Source organism: Acinetobacter sp. YH12021 (genome assembly GCF_013420145.1).
GTDB lineage: Bacteria > Pseudomonadota > Gammaproteobacteria > Pseudomonadales > Moraxellaceae > Acinetobacter > Acinetobacter towneri.
Map to the genome: position 1 here is coordinate 327208 of NZ_VOYT01000001.1, position 25154 is coordinate 352361.

Annotated in this window: 22 protein-coding genes and 1 other RNA gene; 9 read left to right on the forward strand and 14 right to left on the reverse strand. The window is 42.5% G+C overall.

Annotated features, from left to right (window positions below):
• Positions 1-27: 27 nt before the first annotated feature.
• The 6 genes from FTT91_RS01495 to FTT91_RS01520 all read right to left on the reverse strand — a co-directional run bounded on the left by FTT91_RS01495 (position 28) and on the right by FTT91_RS01520 (position 10319).
• Positions 28-1272 carry an NADH:flavin oxidoreductase/NADH oxidase family protein gene (locus FTT91_RS01495; protein WP_004972669.1) on the reverse strand — a complete coding sequence of 415 codons (1245 nt, stop codon included), beginning with the start codon at positions 1270-1272 and terminating at the stop codon, positions 28-30.
• 142 nt (positions 1273-1414) lie between these two features.
• Positions 1415-3013: an ABC transporter ATP-binding protein gene (locus FTT91_RS01500; protein ID WP_180168903.1), complete on the reverse strand. Its 1599-nt coding sequence runs from the start codon at positions 3011-3013 to the stop codon at positions 1415-1417.
• Positions 2991-4001: an ABC transporter permease gene (locus tag FTT91_RS01505; protein ID WP_179988923.1), complete on the reverse strand. Its 1011-nt coding sequence runs from the start codon at positions 3999-4001 to the stop codon at positions 2991-2993. Before FTT91_RS01505 ends, FTT91_RS01500 begins: the two co-directional genes overlap by 23 nt.
• Entirely contained in the window at positions 4001-5071 is a 1071-nt protein-coding gene (locus FTT91_RS01510) for a microcin C ABC transporter permease YejB (protein ID WP_180168843.1), read from the reverse strand. The genes FTT91_RS01505 and FTT91_RS01510 overlap by 1 nt, the downstream gene beginning before the upstream one ends.
• Positions 5072-5135: 64 nt before the next feature.
• The gene (locus FTT91_RS01515) at positions 5136-6983 is read right to left on the reverse strand and encodes an extracellular solute-binding protein (protein WP_004972660.1); all 1848 of its coding nucleotides are present in this window, start codon (positions 6981-6983) and stop codon (positions 5136-5138) included.
• Between the two features lie 66 nt (positions 6984-7049).
• On the reverse strand, positions 7050-10319 hold the full coding sequence (locus tag FTT91_RS01520) for a LysM peptidoglycan-binding domain-containing protein (protein WP_180168844.1): 3270 nt from the start codon (positions 10317-10319) through the stop codon (positions 7050-7052).
• Between the two features lie 212 nt (positions 10320-10531).
• Between FTT91_RS01520 and dnaQ the strand changes: the two genes are divergently transcribed.
• The 3 genes from dnaQ to nudC all read left to right on the forward strand — a co-directional run bounded on the left by dnaQ (position 10532) and on the right by nudC (position 14555).
• Positions 10532-12010, forward strand: coding sequence for a DNA polymerase III subunit epsilon (dnaQ, locus tag FTT91_RS01525; RefSeq protein ID WP_180168845.1), 1479 nt, complete (start codon positions 10532-10534; stop codon positions 12008-12010).
• Positions 12011-12138: 128 nt separating this feature from the next.
• Positions 12139-13782: a chemotaxis protein gene (locus FTT91_RS01530; RefSeq protein ID WP_180168846.1), complete on the forward strand. Its 1644-nt coding sequence runs from the start codon at positions 12139-12141 to the stop codon at positions 13780-13782.
• Positions 13782-14555, forward strand: a complete 774-nt coding sequence (gene nudC / locus FTT91_RS01535; protein ID WP_180168847.1) for an NAD(+) diphosphatase — start codon at positions 13782-13784, stop codon at positions 14553-14555. Before FTT91_RS01530 ends, nudC begins: the two co-directional genes overlap by 1 nt.
• A gap of 94 nt (positions 14556-14649) precedes the next feature.
• Here nudC and FTT91_RS01540 read toward each other — a convergent pair whose 3' ends face one another.
• The 3 genes from FTT91_RS01540 to FTT91_RS01550 all read right to left on the reverse strand — a co-directional run bounded on the left by FTT91_RS01540 (position 14650) and on the right by FTT91_RS01550 (position 16749).
• Positions 14650-15543 (reverse strand): alpha/beta hydrolase, encoded by an 894-nt coding sequence (locus tag FTT91_RS01540; protein WP_180168848.1) that lies wholly within the window; start codon positions 15541-15543, stop codon positions 14650-14652.
• The gene (locus tag FTT91_RS01545; protein ID WP_004972649.1) at positions 15533-16210 is read right to left on the reverse strand and encodes a BON domain-containing protein; all 678 of its coding nucleotides are present in this window, start codon (positions 16208-16210) and stop codon (positions 15533-15535) included. The genes FTT91_RS01540 and FTT91_RS01545 overlap by 11 nt, the downstream gene beginning before the upstream one ends.
• Before the next feature lie 110 nt (positions 16211-16320).
• Positions 16321-16749 carry a YraN family protein gene (locus FTT91_RS01550; protein ID WP_180008691.1) on the reverse strand — a complete coding sequence of 143 codons (429 nt, stop codon included), beginning with the start codon at positions 16747-16749 and terminating at the stop codon, positions 16321-16323.
• A gap of 204 nt (positions 16750-16953) precedes the next feature.
• Between FTT91_RS01550 and rsmI the strand changes: the two genes are divergently transcribed.
• Positions 16954-17796, forward strand: a complete 843-nt coding sequence (gene rsmI / locus FTT91_RS01555; protein ID WP_180168849.1) for a 16S rRNA (cytidine(1402)-2'-O)-methyltransferase — start codon at positions 16954-16956, stop codon at positions 17794-17796.
• Between the two features lie 191 nt (positions 17797-17987).
• On the opposite strand, the gene FTT91_RS01560 is transcribed toward rsmI, so the two are convergent.
• The 3 genes from FTT91_RS01560 to ubiH form a co-directional block, all read right to left on the reverse strand.
• Positions 17988-18236: a hypothetical protein gene (locus tag FTT91_RS01560; RefSeq protein ID WP_096902159.1), complete on the reverse strand. Its 249-nt coding sequence runs from the start codon at positions 18234-18236 to the stop codon at positions 17988-17990.
• A gap of 176 nt (positions 18237-18412) precedes the next feature.
• Positions 18413-19663 carry an FAD-dependent monooxygenase gene (locus FTT91_RS01565; RefSeq protein ID WP_180168850.1) on the reverse strand — a complete coding sequence of 417 codons (1251 nt, stop codon included), beginning with the start codon at positions 19661-19663 and terminating at the stop codon, positions 18413-18415.
• The gene (ubiH, locus tag FTT91_RS01570) at positions 19660-20868 is read right to left on the reverse strand and encodes a 2-octaprenyl-6-methoxyphenyl hydroxylase (protein WP_180168851.1); all 1209 of its coding nucleotides are present in this window, start codon (positions 20866-20868) and stop codon (positions 19660-19662) included. The genes FTT91_RS01565 and ubiH overlap by 4 nt, the downstream gene beginning before the upstream one ends.
• A gap of 372 nt (positions 20869-21240) precedes the next feature.
• On the opposite strand from ubiH, the gene FTT91_RS01575 reads away from it, so the two are divergent.
• Together FTT91_RS01575 and FTT91_RS01580 are read left to right on the forward strand one after the other, a co-directional pair.
• Positions 21241-21486 (forward strand): type II toxin-antitoxin system RelB/DinJ family antitoxin, encoded by a 246-nt coding sequence (locus FTT91_RS01575; protein ID WP_167846138.1) that lies wholly within the window; start codon positions 21241-21243, stop codon positions 21484-21486.
• A complete protein-coding gene (locus FTT91_RS01580; protein WP_004970510.1) occupies positions 21476-21769 on the forward strand; it encodes a type II toxin-antitoxin system RelE/ParE family toxin in 294 nt (97 codons plus the stop codon). The genes FTT91_RS01575 and FTT91_RS01580 overlap by 11 nt, the downstream gene beginning before the upstream one ends.
• Before the next feature lie 79 nt (positions 21770-21848).
• Here the strand turns inward: FTT91_RS01580 and pepP are convergent, their stop codons facing one another.
• Positions 21849-23183, reverse strand: coding sequence for a Xaa-Pro aminopeptidase (gene pepP, locus FTT91_RS01585; RefSeq protein ID WP_154320488.1), 1335 nt, complete (start codon positions 23181-23183; stop codon positions 21849-21851).
• 94 nt (positions 23184-23277) lie between these two features.
• Positions 23278-23916 carry a UPF0149 family protein gene (locus tag FTT91_RS01590; RefSeq protein ID WP_180168852.1) on the reverse strand — a complete coding sequence of 213 codons (639 nt, stop codon included), beginning with the start codon at positions 23914-23916 and terminating at the stop codon, positions 23278-23280.
• 64 nt (positions 23917-23980) lie between these two features.
• Here FTT91_RS01590 and FTT91_RS01595 point away from each other — a divergent pair, with 64 nt between their 5' ends.
• From FTT91_RS01595 to ssrS, 3 genes are all read left to right on the forward strand, one after another.
• Complete coding sequence (locus FTT91_RS01595; protein WP_180168853.1) at positions 23981-24532, forward strand: hypothetical protein; 552 nt, start codon at positions 23981-23983, stop codon at positions 24530-24532.
• A 1-nt stretch (position 24533) separates the two neighbouring features.
• Positions 24534-24818 carry a cell division protein ZapA gene (locus tag FTT91_RS01600; RefSeq protein ID WP_004970518.1) on the forward strand — a complete coding sequence of 95 codons (285 nt, stop codon included), beginning with the start codon at positions 24534-24536 and terminating at the stop codon, positions 24816-24818.
• Positions 24819-24928: 110 nt separating this feature from the next.
• Positions 24929-25111, forward strand: a non-coding RNA gene (gene ssrS / locus FTT91_RS01605) — 6S RNA.
• The last annotated feature ends 43 nt before the right edge of the window (positions 25112-25154 follow it).

Genomic DNA, 25154 nt, shown 5'->3' on the forward strand with positions numbered 1-25154 from the left:
CTGTTTTTGTTCAATGTATTATAGATATTAAGCCGATTTACGTGAGTTGACCTGTCCTTTAATCACCGCAGTTAAATTGCCTTTTAAATATTTGAAAAAGACTTTTAAAGGCGAGAGTTTCGGGTTTGGACGCTTGCCTTGTGCAATTGCTTTGAACTGCGCGGCATACCAAATAATTTCCATAATTGCCATTTTATCAATCATCGGGATACCAGTTTTAATTTTATCGACCCCGTAACGTACATCTTGACCCGCCAACAAACGGTTGGCTAAATCGGTTTCTACCGCAAATGGTCGGGCGATCCCAATAAAGTCACATGCACCACTGTCCAAAGCAGCATTCATGGCAACTACCGTTCTAAAACCACCTGTCACCATTAAGTGGCATTTCACCTGACTGCGAATCAATTCCGCAAAAGATAAAAAATAGGCTTCACGGGCAATGGTACTTGGTTTACGTTTATCAGCTTTAGAGCCTGCCATCGCGGGTGCTTCATAAGTACCACCTGAAATTTCAATCATATCTATACCTGCTTCATCCATGGCTTTAAACACGCTAATCACTTCTTCTTCAGTGATGCCGCCACGTTGAAAATCTGCAGAGTTTAGTTTGACTGATACAATAAAATTGTCTGAGGTCGCTGCACGTACCGCTTGATAAATTTGCATCAAAAAGCGCATACGGTTTTCAATATTGCCGCCCCATTGGTCTTGGCGTTTATTGGTCAGTGGCGATAAAAACTGGCTGATCAAATAGCCATGCGCACCATGCAGTTGAATCCCTTCAAAGCCCGCTTGCTCACAAATCTGTGCAGCTTTGGCAAAACGCTGAATAATATCGAGGATTTCATCTTCATGTAGTTCACGTGGTGTACCAAAACTCAAAGCTAAACTTGGACTAAAAGGCACAGCCGAAGGTGCAACCGTTTCTTTATTCAAACCTTTCGGACATTGCCGCCCAGGATGTGACAACTGTACCAATTGCACCATGCCATAACGTTTACCAACTTCTGCCCACTGTTTGAGCTTTTCTATATCTCGGTCTGATTCAATTCCCACAACACCCGGTTCATTTTTGGCACGTAAATCGACCATTACGTTGCCAGTGATGGCACAGCCCAAACCACCTTTTGCCCATGCTTCATATAGACCTAAATGCAGGCTATTCGGCTGCCCTGCCGTGTTGGCAAGCGCCTCACTCATCGCGCCTTTAATGATGCGATTTTTAAACATGGTATTACGAATCTGAATTGTTTCGGCAAGATGGCTCATACACTGTTCCGTATTGTGTTTTATTGGTCTTTTTTACTCTAAAGATTTTTCGGAACAGGTCAATGCCATTTTGACAAATCTTATTGTCAAAATGGTAAAACAAGTCAGCCAGCCGAAATAGCTGTTTAAAAATATTGAAGGTTTAATACTCACTGGCAGCAATCAATTGACGGGTATATTCTGTTTGCGGATGGCTAAATAACTGTACAGTATCTTGAAATTCCATGACTTTCGCTTGATGCAGCACCAACACTTTTTGACACAGTGCTTTCACCACTTGCAAATCGTGGCTAATAAACAAATAGCTCATCTGTTCTTGCTGCTGCAAACGGCGTAACAGCTGCACGACAGCACGTTGCGTGGTACGGTCTAAGGCAGAAGTCGGCTCATCCATAATTAACAGTTTAGGACGCAGCACCAACGCGCGTGCTAATGCAATCCGTTGACGTTGCCCACCCGACAATTCATGCGGATAGCGTTGTTTAAAACTCACAGGCAATTCCACTTTGCTTAGAGCTTCATCAATGCGCTGGATGATTTCAGGCTTGGACAATTGTTGCAATGCCAAACCCTCACCAATGGTTTGCTCCACATTTAAACGTGGATTTAAGCTGCTAAACGGGTCTTGAAATACAATTTGAAACTGCTGACGTAAGGGACGCAATTGGCGTTCATTCAGTTGATTCAGATCTTGCCCAAGTAGTTCAATTTTTCCCTCACTTTCAATCAATCGTGCAATTGCAAGTGCCAATGAACTTTTACCCGAACCACTTTCACCGACAATACCAATAGATTGACCTTGCGGAAGTTGCAAGCTTAACGGCTCAACCGCAACCACATAATCTTTAACCCGATTCAGCAAGCCTTGTTTAATCGGGAATTTCACAGCAACCTGCTCCAACTCCAAAATGGTCGGCAACTCATCAACCTGCAAAGCTTCACCAAAATCATGATTCAACAAGTTTTGGGTATAGGCTTGCTGCGGTCTATTAAAAATATCTGCCACACTGCCCTGTTCTTCGACCCGCCCCTGATTCATTACAATTACCCGATCTGCATAGTGTTTGACTAAATTCAAATCGTGGCTGATCAAAATCATGGCCATATTACAACGCACTTGCAGGCTTTTTAATAAATCCAAAATCTGCGCCTGCAAAGTCACATCTAAAGCCGTAGTTGGTTCATCAGCAATTAAAATATCGGGATCGAGTGCCAACGCCATTGCGATCATCACTCGCTGACGTTGCCCCCCAGATAATTCATGTGGATAACGCTTTAGTTTTTCTTCAGGCTGTGGAATGCCGACATCTGCAAGTAATTGCAGCACCCGGGCACGCGTTTTTTCTTTGCTCCAACCTTGGAGTAATAAACTTTCACCAATAATTTTTTCCACGCGATGCAACGGATTTAAAGCCGTCATTGGTTCCTGAAAAATCATGGCAATTTTTTGACCACGAACTTGTCGCAATTGTTGCGGTTTAAGGCGAAGTAAATCTTGTTCTGCAAAGACTGCCTGACCTTGCACCTGTAAATGTTCGGGCAATAAACCCAGCAATGCCAAACTACTAATAGATTTTCCAGAACCACTTTCACCAACCAAAGCAATGGTTTCGCCTGCATGCAGCTCAAAGTTTAAATCGTGCAATAAAACCTGTTGCTGCTGAATACGCAGATGACTGACTGTTAGCAATACTGCAGGCTGTGATGCAGTTGAAGAATTAACGTCTTGGATCGAATGCATCACGGGTCGCCTCCCCAATATAAATTAACAAGGACAGCACAATTGCTAAGGTAAAAAAGCCTGACAATGCCAACCACGGTGCATTTAAATTATTTTTACCTTGTAACAACAACTCCCCTAAAGATGCTGCATCGGGCGATAAGCCGTAACCTAAAAAATCCAGTGCGGTTAAAGCTGTAATATTGGCGGTTAGCATAAATGGCAACTGCGACAAACTCGAACTCATGGCATTGGGTAAAATATGCCGAAACATAATGGTACGATCGGTTACGCCTAAACTTCGCGCTGCACGGACATAGTCAAAATTTCGGGCGCGTAAAAATTCTGCTCGAACCAAGCCGACCAGTGTCGTCCAGCCAAATAACAGCATAATCACAAATAGCCAATACACACTTGGGGTAAACATGCTGACCAAAATCATCACCATGAACAGCATCGGTAAACCGCCCCACACCTCTAAAACGCGCTGACCAATTAAATCGACCCAGCCGCCATAGTAGCCCTGAATTGCCCCGACCAAAATGCCCAAAGCTGCCGATGCAAAAGTCAATGCAAAGCCAAATAACAGCGATACACGCAAGCCATATAAAATTCGCGCCAACACATCACGTCCTTGGTCATCTGTACCTAGCCAATTTTGTGCAGTTGGTGCAGAAGGTACAGGAACGGCCAAATCTAAATTCGGGGTCTGGTAAGAAAACTCAATGAGCGGCCAAACTGCCCATCCTCGGTCTGCAATCAGTTGTTGCACCACTGGGTCTTTATAATCTGCTTCGGTTTCAAATACACCGCCAAAGGTCGTTTCAGGATAAGCCTTGAACACTGGCAGATATAAAGATTGCTCATATTTGACCAATAACGGTTTATCATTGGCAATCAGTTCTGCCGCCAAAGACAACACAAAAATAATGATAAAGACAATGAAACAACCCAAACCCAATTTATTCTGTTTAAAACGCTGCACACGCGCCTGCATGATCGGTGACATTATTTTGCCCCTCGCGATTCAAAACTAATACGTGGGTCAATCACCTGATATAACACATCGCTGATTAAGCGTAGAATTAAGCCCAATAAGGTAAAAATAAACAAAGTACCAAAAATTACAGGATAATCACGCTGTACAATCGCCTCAAAACCAAGCAGGCCTAATCCATCTAAATTAAAAATAATTTCGATGAATAAATTCCCAACAAAGAAAATACTCACCAACGCTTCGGGTAAACCTGCAATCACAATCAGCATGGCATTACGAAACACATGCCCATATAACACACGCGATTCAGTAAGACCTTTAGAACGTGCCGCCAACACATATTGTTTGTTTAATTCTTCCATAAATGAATATTTGGTCAGATAGGTCAGCCCTGCAAAACCACCAATCACCATCGCCAATAAAGGCAAAGTCATGTGCCAAAAATAATCGGTGATTTTTCCCCACAGACTCAATTGAGCAAAGTTTTCAGACACCAAACCCTGTAAAGGAAACCACTGAAAATATGAACCGCCTGCAAAAAATACAATCAGTAAAATAGCAAAGGCAAACGCAGGAATGGCATAGCCAATCGCCAACAAAATAGAAGTGGCTTTATCAAACAACAAGCCATGCTGACGGGCTTTTTTAATGCCTAAAGGAATAGAAATTAAATAAATCAGCAAGGTGCTCCATAAACCTAAAGATAGCGATACAGGTAATTTTTCCCATAACAATTGGGTCACAGGTTTATCTTTAAAAAAGCTGGTGCCAAAATCGAACTGCACATAGCTGGTGAGCATTTGCCAAAAGCGTTCATGTGCAGGTTTATCGAATCCATATTGCGCTTCGATTTTTGCGACCATTTCATCACTTAAACCTTTAGCACCTTGATAATCGCTGCTATTGGAGGTTGCAGCAGTTTCACCGCCTGTCGCCCCCATGCCCTGAAAGGCTTCGGCTTGCTGAATCGCCTGTTCGACTGGACCGCCCGGTGCAATTTGAATCACCACAAAGTTAATCAATAAAATGAAAAACAAGGTTGGAATAATCAGGAGCAATCTTTTGAGTATGTATGTGCCCATGTACTTACCTTTTGGCAATGTTCTGGTTTATCGCAAACACTGTCATGCTTGAGTTTTAAAATCGTTATTGTTGACGTAAATAATGTGCAACTTTCTTGGCTTGGGCCGCATCGCTCCACCAATAATCAATTCCTGCCGATAGTTTAGGTTTGATGGCGGGCTGACGATACATATTCCAATAGGCATACCAGTTTTCACCTTTGCCATAGGTTGGAATTTGATAATACCCCGCACGCAATAAACGATCCAAAACTTTGGTACGCACAATCAATTGTTCACGATTAGGCGCACGAATCAACTGTTGTACCACTTCATCAATTACTGGGTTTTTAATGCCTGCGTAATTATAGTTTCCTGGTTGATCTGCGGCAGCACTACTCCAAAGCTGTGCTTGCTCATTGCCTGGACTTAAAGATTGCGGCATGACACTGGTGGTCATATCAAAATCGGCACGGCGCATGCGTTCAATATATTGCGGCACATCGACATGCCGAATATTTACCGTAACGCCCAGACGTTTCATATTGCGCACAAAAGGCACTAATGTGCGTTGCAAACCATCCTGATGAATTAAAAATTCAATTTGAATGGCTTTGCCTTTGGCATCGACCAATTTACCTTGCTGAAAACGATAACCCGCTTTCAAAAGCAATTCACGGGCTTTAAGCAAGCCGTTACGGTTAAAGCCACTGGCATCAGTCACAGGATACTGCCAATTTTGCAATACGCCTTGGCGTTGAATAGGATGCAGCTTGGCCAAATAGGGTTTTAAAACAGACAATTCTGCGGCTGAAGGTGTGCCTTTGGCTTCTAATTCACTGTTAGAAAAATAACTTTGCAAACGGCGATATTGCCCATAAAACAAGGCTTTGTTTTGCCATTCAAAATCATAAGCGTAGGTTAAAGCCTGCCTAAAACGAATATCCTGAAACGCATGTCTGCGGGTATTAAAAACAAAACTTTGGGTCGGAATTGGGTTTTGGTGCTGAAATTTATGCTTGACCACCATGCCCGCATTCACAGCAGGAAAACGATATTCAGTGACCCATTTTCGTGCGGTATATTCTTCATGCAACGTGTATTGCCCCGACTTAAACCCTTCGAAGGCAATATCCAGATTGCGATAATAAACATACTTCAGGCGGTCAAAATTATAGCGCCCTTTATTTACGGGTAAATCTTTGCCCCAATAATTTGGATTACGCTTATAAGTAATGCTGCGCCCTGCATCAATCCGCTCAATAAGATACGGCCCTGAACCTAAAATCGGTTCTAGTGTGATGCGGGTAAAGTCACGCTTTTGCCAGTCTTTTTTAGAATAGATTGGCATTTGCGACAAAATCAGCGGCATTTCTGCATTGTTAGTGGATTTAAAACTGACTTTAACCTGATGCTTAGACAAGACCGTGGTTTTATCTAAATCGGATAAATACATTTGCAAACCTGGATTAGACTTGGTCTGAAAAGCATCAAAACTGAATTTCACATCATCTGCTGTAACTGGGCTGCCATCACTAAATTTAGCTTTAGGATTTAAATGAAAAATGACAAATGCAGTTTGCTTGGGGTCATAGCTGACTTTTTCTGCCAGTAAGGGATACATCACCCCCGGCTCATCTAAAGAACTGCTCATGAGTGAATCGAATATAAAACTCACCCCATCGGTTGAGCTGCCCTTGCCATTCATGTCATTTAAATTATCAAAAGTGCCATTACTGGCACGAATTAAATCGCCACCTTTGGGCGCTTGCGGGTTGGCATAAGGCATAGCCGAGCGCCCCACATACTGAGGCTGGCTATGTACGGCAATATAGGGCGTGGTTTGTAACGCAGCCCATCCAAACTGCGGCAAGACCACACAACCTAAAATACAGCCCAGATATTGATGTGTCTTTTTTATGGCAAATGACATGCACACAGCTCCTTGTGCAGTATTCCTGAGGATGCCGTCAAAACATGACATCCTCAGGATTAAACTTTACAGATTCGGGACTTTAATCACATCGCCAATACGCAATTGAGTATTTGGCTGCATATCATTTAAATCTGCCAATGCTTTGGTGTCGATGCCATAACGACTGGATAAGCCAATCAGCGTATCCCCACGTTTCACTTTATATTCAGTTACGGTTTTGGGAACTTGAATATTTTGTCCAATGCGTAAACCTGAACGTGGCGTTAAGTTATTTAAACTCGCCAATTCTGCAACCGACACACCCACACGGCTGGCAATCGAATTTAAAGACTCACCACTTTTAACGGTATAAGTTTCGGTGGCTTTACTACTGCTGCTTTTCGCAGCACTTACGACCTCTGTTTTTACTTCATTTTTTGCAGCGCTGGCATCGACTTTTAAGCGTTGTCCAATGCGGACATTGGCAGTACGTGAAAGATCATTCAGCTCTGCCAAATAATTCAATTGCAATTTATATTGGCGCGCAATACTGCTTAAAGTTTCCCCTGCTTTGACCACGTGAATATCATTGGTGGTTTCAGCCACAGCTTCAACTTGGGCTTTTTTTTCAGGAACATCCCCCGTGAGTTTAAGAATTTGTCCTGCTCTTAAACCACTGTTACGGCTTAGATTGTTTAAGTCTGCAATATAGTCTTGGCTGAGATTATATTTTGTCGAAATCGCCGATAAGGTATCGCCACGTTGTACCGTATAACGCTCAGGCACATTGACACCTGCAGGCACTTTGAGGGTTTGACCAATGCGCACACCGCTTTGCGTGCTTATATTATTTAAACTGGCGAGCTCTGCCAAAGAAATTTTGGCTTGGTTGGCAATGCTCGATAAAGTATCACCACGCTGTACTTGGTAGTTTTCAGTCGGATAGTTTGGCTCTGCTGCTTTTGTTTCTGACTTACTGGCTTCAGCTTTGCTCGCTTCCGTTTTTTGTGCAGTCACTTCATTTACAGGCACATTAATGCGTTGCCCAACCAATAAGCTACTGTTCGCGTTTAAACCTGGAGTTAAATCAGCCAATTCCTGATTTGACAAGGCATAACGGTCTGCAATCAGTTTTAAATATTCGCCGCGCTTCACCATGTAAGTTTTGGTTGCTATTTTTGCAGCCTGTTCTGCAGCTTTTTTGTCGGCTTCTGCTTTGGCTTTAGATGCAGCCGTTTCTTTTAAACTTAGACGCTGCCCTACAAATAAGCCACTGGTGGTGCTTAAGTTATTAAAATCTGCCAATTGTTTTACAGTTAAACCAAACTGACTGGCGACACCTGTTAAGGTATCATTGGCTTGCACCACGTATTGCTCAGGCATGGTTTTTGGCTTAGCAGGCTCTGCCTGAACTTGTGGCTTGGCGTCGTATAAATAAATACTGGTGCCCACATACAAAGTTGCATCTGGAGCAATTTGGTTCCACTTGGCAATATCACGCCAGTTCAAGCCATTTTTCATGGCAATACTGGCCAAGGTGTCCCCCGCTAACACGGTGTACGTGGTACGTTTGCCTTTTGGTGGTACGACCAGCACTTCAGACTCCGTACGCACATAATTCTTACCTTGGTTACGCTTTGCTTCTTCTGAATCTAGGCGCGTATTTTCTGCCACACTTTTCGGGTAAGCAAAACCTTTGGTTAATTCTTTACCTTGCTGCTCTGCAACAGACAGACTGGTCTGAATAGCGGTCAGCTTAATTTTTCCATCGTATGGATCAACAATTTCAGTGCCTTGAGGCGCAATTTGTTTTAACTCAGCCACAAGTTGTTCTTGTTCTGCTTTAGAAGCCACAGGCTGCAACACTTCTTCTACAGTTTTATTGCTACCTTCTGCCTGCACTGCTGCAAGAATTTGCTCACGCTCAGTATTGGAAATTGGTGGTTCAATCCGCACAGGCTGAATATTGGCAGCAGGTGTAACAGCAACAGGAATACGCGGCGCACTTGGAATATCGCTACCCGCAGCAAATGCTGCCAAAGCGTCCGAACCTTGTGGGGTACGTGACAAACGTGTAGGCGTAGTCGTTGCTGGTTTTGAAACACTGGCTGTAGTCGATGCCGTGCTTGGTGTAGTGGTAGTTGTGACTGCCGTAGAGGCAGCAGGCTTGCCTGTAGTCGTTCTGGTTGTTGTACTGGTCGTTAACGCAGGTGGCTCAGATTTAGATGGTGTAATGGTCACACCAGAATATGAAAACGATGGTGTGTTGCTGTTATTGCTTGCCCATAAACCGCCACCGCCTTGTAGTTTTTTCAATCGTGCATCGACTGTTGGGCTTAAATCTGCAGGAATCAAAATACGCATTGGACTTTGGGTATCAATCCGATCCCCACGATGTCCAGGGTTAAGCGAATACAGTTCGGCACGGCTGAGACCGGTAATATTGGCCACATCATTTAAATTCACCGCGCCCACATTAATTTCACGGAAGTGTGGACGGTTGGCAATTGGGGGTAAAGACACGCCATAAGCATGCGGGCTTTTAATAATTTGTGCTACCGCCAAGAAACGCGGCACATAGTTCATGGTTTCTTGCGGCAGTTTTAAAGACCAATAATCGGTTGGTAAACCTGCAGCTTTATTGCGGTTAATGGCTTGTTGAATACGACCCGGGCCTGCGTTATAAGCCGCCAATGCCAATTCCCAAGAACCAAACTGATTATACAAACTGCCCAAAAACTCATAGGCAGCACGAGTCGACTCCACGACATCTCGGCGACCATCGTACATCGAAGTTTGTTTTAAGCCGTAAATACGCCCTGTACTTGGAATGAACTGCCATAAACCTGCGGCAGCTGCGCTACTGGTTGCTGCAGGGTCATAGGAACTTTCAATCACAGGTAACAACGCCAATTCAGTTGGCATACCACGACGTTCAGCTTCTTTAACCGTGTGATACAAATAACGTGACGCACGCGCACTTAAACGATCCAAATACGGTTGACGTGAAATAAACCAGCCTCGCTGCGCTTCAATACGTGGGTTCCAATGGTTTAAATCCATTTTGAAACCAACGGTCATACGCTTCCAGACATCACCGTGTTTTAAAATTAATAAACGGTCACCTTCTACCGCGCGCATATCGGTTGCAGAGAGTAAATCTTCCAGACCATCTAAAGTACTGGCATCTAAATAACCCGAACCGACCTGACTTGAAGTGAGTGGCTTGCTCGCACCCTGCGTCGAGCTACAGCCCGTCATCAAGCCAAGGGCAGCCAATGCTGAACCTAAAACTGTAATTTTTAAAAATGAAGGTAAAGTCGGCTGCCACATGCGCGTGGTTGGTTTATACATAAAAAAATCCAAACAACTCGTATATAAATTATTTTTTAGACTTGCCATTGTAGTAGAGCTAGACAACGACACAAGGCATTAATTTAGCGCGTTTCGTCTATAAATGTTACAAGAAATTAAAAAATAGACAGGATTTACACGTCTAAACCGAATTTGCGATATACAATAGCTTTTCATTTTGATTTATTTTGCACAACCTGCGGATCTGATTTATGTCTCAAACAATCACTTTATATGTTGATGGTGCTTGTCGTGGTAATCCTGGCTTGGGTGGCTGGGGTGCGTATATTGTTACCGAACAAGAAGAACATAAATTATATGGTGGCGAAGCTCAAACCACCAATAACCGTATGGAATTGACTGCAGCGATTGAAGGCATTTTATTTTGCCCAATGGATGCCAAGCTGATTATTTGGACTGACTCCAATTACGTCAAACAAGGCATTACCGAGTGGATTCACGGCTGGAAAAAGAAAAACTGGAAAGATGTCAAAAACCCTGACCTTTGGCAAAAATTAGATGCCACCTGTCAAGGGCGTGAAATTGAATGGCACTGGATTAAAGGTCATGCAGGACATGTAGGCAATGAAATGGCAGATCAACTCGCCAATGTGGGTGCAGATCAAGTCAGCAAAATGTTAAAAACCGCAGACTCAAACCCAACCCTCAATGCAACCTTAATCACATCGGCAGTAGACATAGCAGAACATGATAAAAAAAAAGCGGAATCTGACTGGTTGTTAGATGACCCCTTTGGTTTTGATTTAATGGGCGCTGATGCCGAGGCTGAAACAGAAGATATTCAAAATACGCTTCAGGAAACTCATCAGACAACTGTCACGGAACTTGAAACAGCAGAGAACGTGCCTGCAACTGAATCAACAATCACAGACGAAGCTGAAGTAGAAAAAACCAATCCATCAGCTCGCGTTGACGCAGTGAACACAACTCAATCGCATCCGCATATTGTGGTCACCCCTGCCACAATGCAGCTACACGGCCCGCGCCAACTGATTCTGGATACCGAAACCACAGGTTTTTACTATCAAGATGGTGACCGAATTATTGAAGTCGGTGCACTAGAAATGATTAACCGTAAACTCACGGGCAGCTCTATCCACATTTATATTCAGCCTGAGAAATTGGTCGGTGAATCAGAAAACATTCACGGTATTTCAGATGAGTTCTTAAAAGACAAACCCAAATTTGCCGAAATTGCCGATGTGCTGTATCAGTATCTTAAAGGTGCAGAAATTATCGCGCACAACGCTACCTTCGATATGAACTTCTTGGATATGGAGTTCAGTCGTGCAGGTTTGGGCAATTTATCAGACGTGTGTACCGTAACGGACTCATTGCTGATGGCAAAAAACAAACACCCTGGGCAAAAAAACTCACTCGATGCGCTCGTCAGACGCTATGAAATTCCTGCGCGTGACCGTACGTTCCACGGCGCATTACTAGATGCTGAAATTCTAGCCGATGTTTACTTGGCAATGACGGGCGGACAAGTCGCCTTTGATATGGATGCTCTGTCTGCAAGCGAAGAACAGCAACGTCAAAGTGATCGTTTAAGCATTGATATTGATCTTGCTGTGATTCTGCCATCAGAAGAAGAATTGGCTGCACATGAGAATTGGGTCAAACAATTTGAAGAAAAACACGGTAAACCTTGCTTTTTTGCCAAATAAAATCTACGAGTTTTGTAATTTTATGTATTTAAAGATTTGCCAGTTCAGTTATAGTTAAAGCAAATAGGACTTTGTGTATTTTGCAAAGAACCAACAAACAGATAAAACACTAGGAAAGGTGCAGATCCATGTCTTACCAAACCTCTATACATTTTGATCCAACTGCCTTACTGATAATAAAAAATGAGGTTGATAATTCTATCAAACTGGTTGAATCCGCAGTAAGCACCTTAGCAGAAGATCAAACTTTGCCTTTTGGGATTGATGATGCACTGAATCAGTTTGAACAGTGTGCTCAGGTTTTAGCCTTAATTGATATGGAAAGCTTGGCAAAAATTGCGCAATACTCAGCAGAGCTGATGCGTAAAATTATGGGGAATCCAAGCAATATCAACACGCTGGAAGTCATTGCACTTAGCGAAGGCACCACCATGCTCAAGCGTTATATTGAGTTTATTTGCCTACGTGAAGTTAAAATTCCACAATTCCTACTCGACACTTTAAACCGTTTAGAATTGGCATTGGGTAAACCATTGACTCAGGAAGGTCAGCATATTGAAACTTTATTGGACTGCATCACTCCAAGTTTCCAATTGCCGCAAGTGCCTTCTTTAGAAAAGTCGGCTTATGTGCATCGCTTATATAAACTGTCATTACATAAGCTGCTCAAGCAAGAAGAATCTGCCATGGATCTTCAAGCGATTAAACTGGTAGGAACGTATTTGGCAGGTTTGGCAGAACAACATCCGAGTCAGCAATATTGGGGCTTAGTACACGTTGCCTTTAACCATATTGATAACTTGTTGTTGAATGAGCCACGTTTGCGTACTTTTATTAGTATTGAGCACAATATGCGTCAATACTTTGCTACGCCAGAAAGCTTTACCGCCAGCTTGTCTGATCTTGCGAATGTGTTGAGCCTGTGTATTAGTCAAGAAGATGAAATTTCTCAACATATTCGCAGTCAAATGAATATTGGTGAAGACTTACTCACCGACATGCAGCTCCAAGTATTCAGCCGTCATTTATATGGTCCAGATTTTGACACCATGCATACCATTAGCGACCTAGTGACCACAGAAATGGCACAGATTCGCAATGACATTGAATACAACTACCAAAACATGAGTCCTGAAAAAACACAGGAATTACAAAGCAAGTTAAAAGAGTTGGCGAACTTATTTAAAGTACTGAACTTAAATGAAGCCAATCAAGACTTGGAGCGTCAGGCAGAATCATTAAGCCGTCCTGAATTGCTTAAAGATGAAAACTTTGCTCAGCAATTAATGAACGTGATTTTATCTGCCATGAACTCAATTGGTGTGCTTGAACGTCATCACACCTCTAGTCGCTTGCAGTTGCGCGTCAACAACATGAATATTTCGCTAGATCGTTTAGATGAAGCGCATGAAGCCTTGTTGACCGAAACCAAATTACTGATTGATTTGATTACGCAAACCCTGACTCAGCATTTGCAAAGTCAAAACATTGCAGAATTGGAGCATACTTCTGCTCAAATTCGTGAGGTTGCGGGTGCAATGTTGTTCTTAAATGCAGAAAGTGGTCAAAAAGCCCTGAAAGTCTCTGCCGATTTTGTAAAAACACAAGTTGAAGCAGGTCAGAACTTAACTGCAGAACAAGTCAACCACATCTTGGATACACTTGCCAGCGCAGATATGCTGATTGACAATTTAAAGAACAAACAGCCTGTTCTGCACAGCATGTTTAAGGTAGCATTGAACAGTAGTGAAAAATTAAAAACTGTAGCCTAATGACTGAACTCTCACTTGCATATATTTTTCAGCAACAACAACTTTTGGTCGATGAAAACTTCCAATTACCCCGTGTGGAAAAACTGGCAAGTGACTTAAGCTTTAGCTCGGGCGATCAAGTGATTGCCCGAGACCTCCTCGAAGATGAACCAATCCCGAATGGCTTTCAATTAATTCCTATCCGACAGTTATTGCAACTGTGGAACACTCAGCAATTTGAGCAAGCCAGCCGTGCCATCCAGTTACTGGAATGGCGTCGTAATCATAAATTCTGCAGCCATTGTGGTCACAAAACTGAAGTACATGCGACTCAATATGCCATGGTCTGCCCTGCTTGCGGCTATCATCAATACCCACGTGTCAATCCATGTGTGATTACTGTCATTACTCGCGGTGAAGACGAAGTACTACTGGCGCGCAATGCACGCAACAAACAGCCAATTTATGGCCTCATTGCAGGCTTTGTAGAAGTGGGTGAAACCTTAGAAGAAGCAGTACGTCGTGAAACCTTTGAAGAGGTTGGCGTGCAACTAAAAAATATTCAGTACCTAGCCAGTCAGCCTTGGCCATTCCCAAGTAATCTGATGATTGCTTTTAAAGCCGAATATGCAGGCGGTGAAATTCAGTTACAAGAAGAAGAAATTCGTGATGCGCAGTTCTTTAAATTTGATCAACTGCCTGAAATTCCCTTTAAAGGCAGTATTGCACACGCCATGATTATGCACGTGACGCAAGGCACTGCTGTTGCAGATGATACCAAAGCTTGGCTGTAAGTCTGCTGTTATCCTAAATACAAAAACCGTTGCCACAAATTTGTTGCAACGGTTTTTTTATTGCTACTCAACCAAACACTAGGCTGAAGATCAATCAATATAACTCATCTTCAAGGGCCTGATCTAAAGCTCGCATAATTTGAGTCTTGGTCGCAAAGAAACGGCTAAACAAACTAGATACCGATGCCATGACACTGACATGCCCTGTTCTTGGAATGACCATAATTTCACTATGATTGCCGTATTTCTTTAACACGTGGTCGAAGTCAGTGGCATTGCTTGGCCCGACAATTTGATCCTTTTCTGCCACCAGTAAATAGTGTTTAACTGGATTCGGCTCAACAAAATAGTACGGCATCACATCCTGATACGGTACATCCTGATCAAAAGCATCGGCACACAGCGGGTCATCTTTATAATCAAAATGATAAGGCCCTGCCAAACCAATAATTGCACGGATATGATTCTTACAGCTTAAGGCATAAGGCTGCGGATGGTATAACAAAGACATCACATTAAATGCCCCTGCCGAATGTCCCATCAAGACCACCTGTGCAGTTGCAATACCCAATTTATGTTGATGCTGAGTCAAATAATTCAACGCCAAGGTTAAATCATCAATATAGGTGGGGAAAATATGCTGTGGCGCAAGCTGATAGTTAATGATCGCAACGTCAAAGCCTTCTTTTGCAAAAGCTTCACCCACAAAGCGATAATCCTGCTTATCGCCACGTGACCATGCCCCACCATGCACAAACACCATGAGTGGACACTGCGGGCGTGGTGTTGTAGTGCGGTACAAATCCAGACGATGTCGCGCACGTAAACCATAAGCAATATTGCTTTGAACGGTATAACCCTGACGTGGGGTTAAACGGTTCAGCGCATAGCTGCCCAAACTATACAGGCGAAATTCTTCATAAATACGTTTCGCCTGTTCTAAAGTTTTATTCAGTTGTTTAAACCAGTGTTCCACATTATTGAACATGTGTCGGTTCAACCTGATCTGGGTCAATCGCGACTGGCGTTTGTGTTTCTGGAGCAACCATTGGGCTGACAAAGTTCGCGTTGTTGCTCGGCTGTAGCTCAATATTATCAATTAGGGTAATAATTTTAGTGACATTGCCCACTTGTTGTAGCACTTGGTTTAAATCCTGCAATTCTGCATTGTTCAAACGTCCCATCACATATAACACGCCATCTTCGGTATGAATACGCACTTTGCTGTCTGACACCACAGGTGCTTTCATAATCAAACCACGGGTATTTGCAGTAACCGTGGTGTCCTGCATAATGGTGCTATAGCTGATTTGATTACCCACTGTAATATAATTGTGGATGGTTTTTACATCACTCATGGCACGCACATTGTCTTCTGCCAACTGTTTTAAATGCGCGTCAGGCACTTGCCCTGTCAACAACACATTGCCATGAAAACTTTCTATATTGACACGTGATTGTTTAAAACGTGAATCCAGTTTATATAAATTAATTTTTGCAGTACGTTCAATAGAGTTATCTATAAACACTTGCCCAAGTGAGCGTGCACCACTTTCTGTACCCACTGGCGCAGTGCCTGTGCCACTTGAAATAAAACTTGCACAACCCGATAAACTTGCTACACACAGCAAGGTCACTGCAATACGCTTGAACACTCAGCAAGACTCCTATTATTTTCTTTCAATTCTGGCTTGTGCTGTGCATTTCATCCTTAGATTTGCACGATCAACAATACACCGACTGATGCTTTTGCTTTAAATTTCACTCAAAGATTAATCAAGTCTGCATCAAAAGTAAAAGCATTTTCAATCCATTGCAAATCATACGGGAATTTGGAAAAGTCTTGCTGTACTGTTTTTGCAAATTGCCGAGAAAAATCAAAGCAAATCACATCAAAACGACAATAATATTCTGAATAGTGTGGATATTCTGTTAAAAACTGCATGGCGGTTTTCATAATTTTACGCTGCTTAGATGCAGACACCACTTCGTAGGCTTTGCCATAGCCAGTTTGCGAACGCGCTTTAACTTCTACAAAAATCAGTTGTTCTGCTTGAATAAAAATACCATCTATTTCACCAAAAACACTGTGATAATTCTGCTCCAGCATACGCCAACCGTGTTGATGTAAATATTGCCAAGCCGTCTGCTCTGCCCATGTGCCAATGCTTTGCTGCAGTGTTTTTTGATTCATGCTATATCCGATTTTTTTTATTTTGTTATGGTGCGCAATCGTAGTATTCGCTGAAGTGCGATGACGCGAGTTTCACACGCCAGACTGCAATTCAGGTAGAATAAGCGCTTGGTCTGTAACTTGTATCAGACGCAAGCCAATACTGCTGTTGTTTCGTGTTCCATCATTTTATTTTAGTTTGCTATTTCCCACGGAGAAAACTCAATGAGTGCCCAGTTATTTGTTGTTGCTACCCCAATTGGTCACTTAGATGATATGAGCTACCGTGCAATTGATGTGCTCAAATCGGTCAGCCTAATTGCCGCTGAAGATACCCGCACCTCTGCACAATTAATGAAACATTTTAATATTTCAACTCCGCTTACAGCCTGCCATGAACACAACGAAAGTAACAAGATTGATATTTTAGTCCAAAAATTACTCAATGGCGAAGACATGGCGCTCATTAGCGATGCAGGTACACCACTGATTAGCGACCCAGGTTTTAAACTGGTTCGTGCAGCACAAGCCAATGGTATTCGTGTGATTCCTGTGCCGGGTGCATGTGCAGCCATTGCAGCGCTCAGTGCGGTTGGCTTACCAAGTGATCGCTTTAGTTTTCAGGGATTTCTCGCTTCTAAACAGTCACAGCGATTACAACAACTTGAAAAGCTAAAAGATGAAACCCAAACCCTGATTTTTTATGAAGCACCACATCGAATTTTAGATTCAGTCAAAGATATGGCTGCCGTGTTTGGTGCAGATCGCCCTGTTGGCTTTGCCCGTGAAATCACCAAAACCTTTGAAACCATTAAAAAAATGACTTTAGGTGAATTGGCTGAATTTATCGCAGCAGATCATCATCAACAAAAAGGTGAAATTGTATTGGTGGTGGGGGGAGCGAGCGAAGAAAAAAACATGGAACAAGAAAAATTAGATCTATTATTGCAGCGTTTGTTGCAAGATTTATCGGTAAAAGCAGCATCACAATTGGCGGCTGATCTAACAGGGATTAAAAAGAAAATTGCCTATCAACGTGCGTTGGAATTAAGCCAAGCAGCTGAATAAGCCGATTGAGCAATAACAGTGATGACGATCATCGCGCATAAAAAAAGCATCACCCTTTATACAAGGTGATGCTTTTTTATCTTGAAGTGATAAACATTAGAGCAGCCTGCATAGTAAGCATCCCGCCCTAACTCACTCAACAGTTCAACGAATAAATTCAATCAACAAGTTCGGCAAGCAAATGCAACAGATTAGTCTCGTGCAGATTCATCTGGCGGTACTTCGGTAATTTTTCCGCCACGTGCCAAAAATGCAGCCACTTCATCTTCCAATGCCTGACGCTGTTTCAGTTTGGCAGTTACAGTGAGAGTTTCTGCTTCTGCAAGATCACCATCTACAGCACCTTCTTCTGAATCTGCAGCACCTTTTTCAGCCGCTTTCGCTTCATCTTCGTCTACAGTTGAATCTTCTACATCATCGTAATCGTTCATGTCCGTCATCTTAATCTCCCCACAAATGACTTCAATTTAGTCCAAGTGAAAACTGGTTATGAATTACGATGAAATTTAGCAATCTCTTGGCCTTTCGCATAGAGTCTAGATTTAAAAAAACGTATCTTTTTTAATCAAATTCGTAATCAGGTATGTATGACCGTTCAAAAAACGACTGTTTTTCTTTAAACCTCGTAGCGTGTGTCTTTAAGCAGACTTAATCCATTGGCTTGTGCCATAAAGGCATCTTTTAACGCAGGCTGTTGTTCCACCTGTTTTAAACCAAAGTTACGTGCCCACACCACAGGAAATAAAGTGGTGGTTTCCATCCAGCCAATCGCAGACATGCTATGCATCATGGCATCATTTTGTCCTTTACGACGATGCTCGTAACGCTTTAGGGTTTGCTCATGCGCCCAAACGCCACGTTTGAAATCATGCAACAATACATCACACAGCACGGCTGCATCGAGACAACCAATATTCACACCTTGCCCTGCAAGCGGATGAATTACATGCGCGGCATCACCAATAAGTGCCAGCCCCTCTTGCACATAACGCTGCGCTGCACGTGCTTTCAGTGGGAAAATAGCACGTGGGGTTGCCTCTAAGACTTCCCCGAGCATGTGATGACTTTCACGAGTCAAAAGTTGGGTAAAGTCTTCATCATTCAGTTTGGCATATTCTTCGGCATAATCATCAGGCAAAGTCCAAACAATCGACTGCCAATGCCCTTCCTGCTCGGCGTGTAAACTTGCCATCGGTAAATAGGCCAAAGGGCCAGTTTCTAAGAAAATTTGACGTGCAACATGCTGATGCGGCTGCGCAGTACGAATTGCACAGGTTAGACCTGCCTGACGATAATCCAACACATCAAAATCAATAAAGGCTTGTTCGCGCACAAAGGAGTTAGCACCATCTGCGCCAATGACTAGCTTAGTCTGTAATTGTGTACCATCGGCCAAATAAATGTGCCAAACGCCAACACCACGCTCTAAACGGGTCACTTTGACTTGCGTTCGATAATCTTGCACTTGTTGCAACATTTGCTGCTGAATCGCTAGATTTAAAATGCTTGGCTCGACCATTGAACCCAGAGCCTGCTCAATAGCGGGTGTACGTTCGTTACTTGCCCCAAAGTTAATTTCGCCATAGCCATTTTTATTCCAAACCTGCATGCCGCTATACGGCATATGTCGCGCCAGTTTAGACCAGACATTGACTGTTTTTAACAGGTGGATGGTGGCCTGACTTAAAGCCAATACACGCGGATTGGCAACTGCAAGGGTTTTCTCTGCATCTAAAATAGGTGCGGCATCTAAAACTGTAGCCTGCACACCCCCTTGTGCCAATAAAAGTGCAGTTAAGCCTCCCACCAAGCCGCCACCAATAATGACGACATCTAACACTTGCGTTTGTTGATTTGCTGTGATCATGCTTTTAACCCCATGGCATAATTGGCGACCAAAGGTTTAATGCCTGGAATGGTATCAAACGCGACTAAGCCTGTATTACGCATAAATTTCAGGATTGGGTTTTGATTGCTAAATCCACGTACCACGCTGTCACAGAATTTAATGACTCGCTGTTGATCTTTCAAACGCGATTGTTCATAGTCACGCAGCATTGCAGCATCGCCTAAATCTGCTGACTGTGCCGCCTGTTCGGTGAGATAACGCAATAATACGTAAGCATCTCGCATACACAAGTTAAAGCCCTGCCCTGCGACTGGGTGAATGGTATGCGCTGCATTACCCATCAGTACAACGCGACCAACCGCCTGTTTTTCTGCCAGAACTTGTGACAATGGAAAACTAAAACGACGTCCTGTTTTTTCAAACTTCCCTGCACGGTCACCATAGGCTTGTTGCAAGGCATTTAAAAAGTGTTGATCATTTTCATCGCCAATCCATTCATGTTCTGTCCCTTTTGGCACAGGCCACACCACAGAACGGCGATATTCACCTGGCAGGGGCAGCAACGCCAAAGGCCCTAAATGACTAAAACGCTCAAAACCCACATGCGCATGCGGCTTGGAGGTTTGCACTGTGGTCACAATCGCTACTTGGTCATAATCATGTTCCGATGCACCAATGCCCAAGGCTTTACGGCAGAAAGAATCACGACCATCGGCAGCAATCAGTAGTTTGGCAGCAAGCTGTAATTGTTCCTGACCACGTACCGCTTTAATATAGGCAAAATCTGCATCTTGTTTAAGACTGCTGACCTGCACACCATCAATCAATTCAATCAAAGGTTGTTTACGCACTTCGGTCAGTAACACCCGACCTAACCATGCATTTTCAATCACCTGACCAAAGCTTTCGACTTTTTCTTGTTCGGCCAATAAACGTGCCTTGCCAAAACTACCTTGTTCGGTAATTTGAACTTCTAAAATAGGCGTAGCATGTTCTTGCAAGGCATCCCATAAACCTAGCTCTTGGTAAATTTGTACGCTGCGACGCGACAAGGCACTGTTACGTGCATCAAAACTGGAATGATACGGCGCAAGGCTGGCATCGTCATAATTGGGGTATTGAATCGCTTCTAGCAACTTCACTGCAATGTTTGACTTAGCCAACATCAAGGCTAAGCTTAGCCCGACCATACCACCGCCTACAATGATCACTTCTTGTTGCATGCCTTGATCCTTTTTATGAGGTATTCGACTTCAAAAGATTCAATCGAAATACGTATAATCTGTAATGGATTTTATCTTACCGCAAAGTCATTTATTTTTATAATGAATTAGTGTTGAAGCTATGGAAGATGATTAGACTTCTTGCAAATGTCCAATTCAAACTATAATTATTAGTCCCTCATCTTCTTGCTCCGAGCCATGTATGACACAAGAGAAGATAAATTCAATACTTAGTATTATTGATGGCTGATGATCAATTTTGAAATAAGCTCAATGATAAAAATGATCTCACATAATGATTATTATACAAACTATCTTTGTAATGCATATTGCATTACAATATTTCCATACATTCAATAACTGAGAAAAGTGATGGCTACTGTTAATTTCAGGGTCGATGAAGCCCTTAAAGAAAAATCTTATTCTATTCTTAAAGAACAAGGTATTTCACCTACCGATTTCTTCACCAATATTCTTGAATATGTGGCAACGACTGGAAAACTTCCTGTACAAAAAGTATTGCTTTCAGAAGAAGATGCAGAACTATTGGCACTCGTCCGTAAACGCATGAATGATCCTAAAGAGATGTTCGAGGAAGTCACATTAGATGACTTATAATCTTTTACGTCATAAGGACTTCACTGCAGAATGGGAAAAGCTTCCGAGTGCTATCCGCGACCAATTCAAGAAAAAATTAGCCAAAGTCATTGAGCAGCCACATATTCCAAAGAACATGCTTAAAGGTGATCTTGCTGGCTGCTATAAAATCAAATTATTAAAAGCGGGTGTCCGACTTATTTATCAGGTCAAAGATGATCAGGTCGTTATTTTGCTCATTACCGTTGGAAAGCGTGCTGATAACATTGTTTATGATGAAGCAAAAAAGCGGATCAAAGACTAAAAATTATTTACATACTCAAAATTTACACGCGCTTTCTAATAAAAAAGCTGATCACTTGACCAGCTTTGATTAGACCCAATTAAGCAGATTTAGCTTTTGCCATCAATGCTTCAATCTCTTCTACGGTTTTCACCACTTTTGAAGTCAGATTCAATGGCCCGTTCGCAGTCGCAACAATATCATCTTCAATACGGATACCTATACCACGCCATTTAGCATCTACCGTTTCATCATCGGGTGCAATGTATAGACCCGGTTCAACGGTCACCACCATACCTTCTTCATAAACACGCCAGTCTTCACCGTGTTTATAGCTGCCGACATCATGCACATCCATGCCCAACCAATGCCCTGTACCGTGCATATAAAACTGGCGATAACTTTCCGAAGCAATAATTTCTTCTAAATTGCCCTGCATAATGCCTAGATCAAGCAAACCTTGCACCAAAATACGCACCGCAACATGGTGTGGTTCTTTATAGGAGTTACCAATTTGTACAGCTTCAATTGCTGCAATTTGCGCATCCAATACAATGTTATACAGTGCTTTTTGTTCTGGACTGAATTGACCATTCACGGGAAAAGTACGGGTAATATCTGAGGCATAGCACTGATATTCACAGGCTGCATCAATCAGGACTAAATCGCCATCTTTAAGCACTTTGTCATTTTCGACATAATGCAAAATGCAGGCATTTTCACCACCACCGACAATACTGTTATAGGCAGGTACGCAGCCATTTTTACCAAAAATGTAATTCAGTTCAGCTTCTAGCTCATATTCCATCATGCCTGCTTTTACTGTTTGCATGGCACGAGTATGTGCTTCTGCACTAATATTTGAAGCAATTTGCATCAGTTCCAATTCAGACTCAGTTTTATGCAAACGCATTTCATCCAGCAAACGATCTAACTGAACAATTTTGGCAGGTGCAGTATTGCCTTGACGATGTTGTGCATCAGCTTGTTGGTTCCATGCCGCAACACGTACATCAAATTCAGTCTGATGCCCCAAGCGATAGTACAACGTGTCTTTATTGACAATTTTGGCGATGATTTCTGCATCTAATTGCGCAATTGCAAAAGACTCATCTGCCTCAAACAGCTCAATTGCACCTTCTAAACCTGCGCGATAACCATTCCAGATTTCCATTTCACGGTTACGTTCACGGCAGAACAACGTGTAGGTATAACCTTCATCAATTGATTCATAGGTTTCAATCACCGCAACTGCTTCAGGTTCAGCAAAACCTGTTAAATAGAAAAAACTGCTGTCGGCACGATATTTATAATCTGCATCACGATTACGCATTGCCACAGGACTGGTTGCAATAATTGCGACACTATTGGGTCCCATCAGTTCTGCAAGTTGATCACGACGTTCTTTAAATTCGACTTGAGTCAGTTTTTTCATAAATACGGTCTACATATATAAAATGATGAAAATATGATTGTTGTAATGACTTAAAGCACCTTACACCGACTTAACTTAGGCACACAACGCCTGATTAACTCGGACGGTGTGGCGTAAACATTTCAACAACAGCACTTGCGTTTTGTGTTGTTTGTACGGTTTGTTGACGCGACTTAGCATGTAAGTTTTGCAATAAAGAGCTTTCTTCTACAGGCACTTTTTTACGTCCTACAGATAAACTCACAGGAATCAAACGTACAAATTCATACAATTCCTGATAGCTTTCTTCGCCTTCTTCATCATTGTCTGAATCTTCAAACTCAACCGCAGCGACATCTTGTAAATGCTCAATCAGTTCGATTTCATCTGAACGAATATGCCCAGAAGCTAAACCAAACCCAAGCACGACGCCTGCACACCAATCCGCCAAAGCTTGCACACGTTCTTGTAAAAGATGTTCATCATCTGGCAACAACGGCAAATAATCCAACTCATCTTCAGACAAGGCATGTGCGACATCTTCTGATTCATCGGTTAAAAGTGAGAGTGCGGCTGGCTCTAATTCTGGCACATTTAAAGTTTCTAAAATCTGCTGCCATTCGGTTTCACTTGGTGCATCTGTCACACAAACTATACCTGTCAGCAAGCCATGTAACTCACTTGGGCTTGAAATTTCTTCAATGTTAGAAAAATTGCGGAACCATTCCGACCAACCTGAAATATCGTCTTGCATTCGTTTATCCAATCTCTATACTTCGTATATATTACCTTTGTTTGCAATACTGTGCGACCACGATATGTTAGAAGAATTACAGCGTCTACAAGCGTATATTGGTGTTTTAAAAACACGAATTAATCATTATGAAAGTGAAAATGCCGCCCTCAGCACAGCCAAGCAAACTGCTGAGGAACAGCATCATGCACAAATTGTGCAAAGAAACAGCATTATTACTGCCAAGCAAGATGAAATTGAGAATCTGACTGAGCAATTAAGCAGCACTCAGGCGCAATTTCAGCAGTTAAACCAAGATGCGACAGCACTGGCAGACCGTTACAGTCGTTTGGAAAAAAGCTGTACTGATTTGAAAAACCGCTTTCAGGAAATTTTGGCTGAGCGCAATGAATTACGCATTCTGAAAGAAAAAATGCTGAATGATCAGCGTATGAATCAGCATGAAATTCAGACACTCAAACAAGAACGTGAAAGATTGTTACAAAAAAATGAGCATGCCAAAGCCAAAGTTGAAGCTATTATTCAGCGTCTTGCAATTTTAGGTACAGCTCAAGATCATCATGCGCAAGAAATTCAACAACTTGCCCACCCTGCCGAAGTGAGCGAGGAAGGTTAATATGTCAGTTCAAATTCCAATTGATTTACGTGTTTTAGGACATAGTTTCCGTTTAGCCACAACTGAAGAAAAAAGAGAAGATTTAGAGCGTGCAGCACAATTATTGAATGAACGCTATGATGAGTTTCGTCGTAAAGCGCCCAATATGGAACCGAGCAAACTGATTATTGTGGTGGCTTTAGAGTTGATGCAAGAGGTTCTTTCTATGAATAAATCTTTGCAGCATTATGAGCATTGTGAGCGTTTACTCAGCACCATTTTGCAAGAAGTTGAAGCCCTTACTTAAGTGTCGTTTTTTTGACTTAAGTTTGCATAAAGGCTATGCAAACAAGCTCTATCTTTACAGTTAATTCGTGAACATGAGTTGCCAAGCAACTGAGATGGGTTATACTAATTCTAACTCTGAGGTGTTCGCCAGCGAGTCTATATCCCTGCCGATACTTTAATCTTAGGATTGTGTTCTGCATATTTAGAGCGTATGCCCATCACGTATGGGAAACCCAGCAAGTATGCGTCGCGTCCGCCTTGAACTTTTTCGGGTTCAGGGTAACGACATGCAGCGGCATCTTCGGAGCTATTTATTTTTAAATATCTAAAAATAAAATGTCTAAAAAATATAAAA

Coding starts and splice junctions, on each gene's coding strand:
- FTT91_RS01505 (WP_179988923.1), bottom strand. CDS start 4,001: ATGTCACCGATCATGCAGGCGCGTGTGCAGCGTTTTAAACAGAATAAA.
- FTT91_RS01595 (WP_180168853.1), top strand. CDS start 23,981: ATGTTAGAAGAATTACAGCGTCTACAAGCGTATATTGGTGTTTTAAAA.
- FTT91_RS01495 (WP_004972669.1), bottom strand. CDS start 1,272: ATGAGCCATCTTGCCGAAACAATTCAGATTCGTAATACCATGTTTAAA.
- FTT91_RS01550 (WP_180008691.1), bottom strand. CDS start 16,749: ATGAATCAAAAAACACTGCAGCAAAGCATTGGCACATGGGCAGAGCAG.
- FTT91_RS01515 (WP_004972660.1), bottom strand. CDS start 6,983: ATGTCATTTGCCATAAAAAAGACACATCAATATCTGGGCTGTATTTTA.
- FTT91_RS01580 (WP_004970510.1), top strand. CDS start 21,476: ATGACTTATAATCTTTTACGTCATAAGGACTTCACTGCAGAATGGGAA.
- FTT91_RS01565 (WP_180168850.1), bottom strand. CDS start 19,663: ATGATCACAGCAAATCAACAAACGCAAGTGTTAGATGTCGTCATTATT.
- FTT91_RS01600 (WP_004970518.1), top strand. CDS start 24,534: ATGTCAGTTCAAATTCCAATTGATTTACGTGTTTTAGGACATAGTTTC.
- FTT91_RS01575 (WP_167846138.1), top strand. CDS start 21,241: ATGGCTACTGTTAATTTCAGGGTCGATGAAGCCCTTAAAGAAAAATCT.
- FTT91_RS01520 (WP_180168844.1), bottom strand. CDS start 10,319: ATGTATAAACCAACCACGCGCATGTGGCAGCCGACTTTACCTTCATTT.
- nudC (WP_180168847.1), top strand. CDS start 13,782: ATGACTGAACTCTCACTTGCATATATTTTTCAGCAACAACAACTTTTG.
- FTT91_RS01530 (WP_180168846.1), top strand. CDS start 12,139: ATGTCTTACCAAACCTCTATACATTTTGATCCAACTGCCTTACTGATA.
- FTT91_RS01540 (WP_180168848.1), bottom strand. CDS start 15,543: ATGTTCAATAATGTGGAACACTGGTTTAAACAACTGAATAAAACTTTA.
- FTT91_RS01500 (WP_180168903.1), bottom strand. CDS start 3,013: ATGCATTCGATCCAAGACGTTAATTCTTCAACTGCATCACAGCCTGCA.
- FTT91_RS01510 (WP_180168843.1), bottom strand. CDS start 5,071: ATGGGCACATACATACTCAAAAGATTGCTCCTGATTATTCCAACCTTG.
- dnaQ (WP_180168845.1), top strand. CDS start 10,532: ATGTCTCAAACAATCACTTTATATGTTGATGGTGCTTGTCGTGGTAAT.
- ubiH (WP_180168851.1), bottom strand. CDS start 20,868: ATGCAACAAGAAGTGATCATTGTAGGCGGTGGTATGGTCGGGCTAAGC.
- rsmI (WP_180168849.1), top strand. CDS start 16,954: ATGAGTGCCCAGTTATTTGTTGTTGCTACCCCAATTGGTCACTTAGAT.
- FTT91_RS01590 (WP_180168852.1), bottom strand. CDS start 23,916: ATGCAAGACGATATTTCAGGTTGGTCGGAATGGTTCCGCAATTTTTCT.
- FTT91_RS01560 (WP_096902159.1), bottom strand. CDS start 18,236: ATGACGGACATGAACGATTACGATGATGTAGAAGATTCAACTGTAGAC.
- pepP (WP_154320488.1), bottom strand. CDS start 23,183: ATGAAAAAACTGACTCAAGTCGAATTTAAAGAACGTCGTGATCAACTT.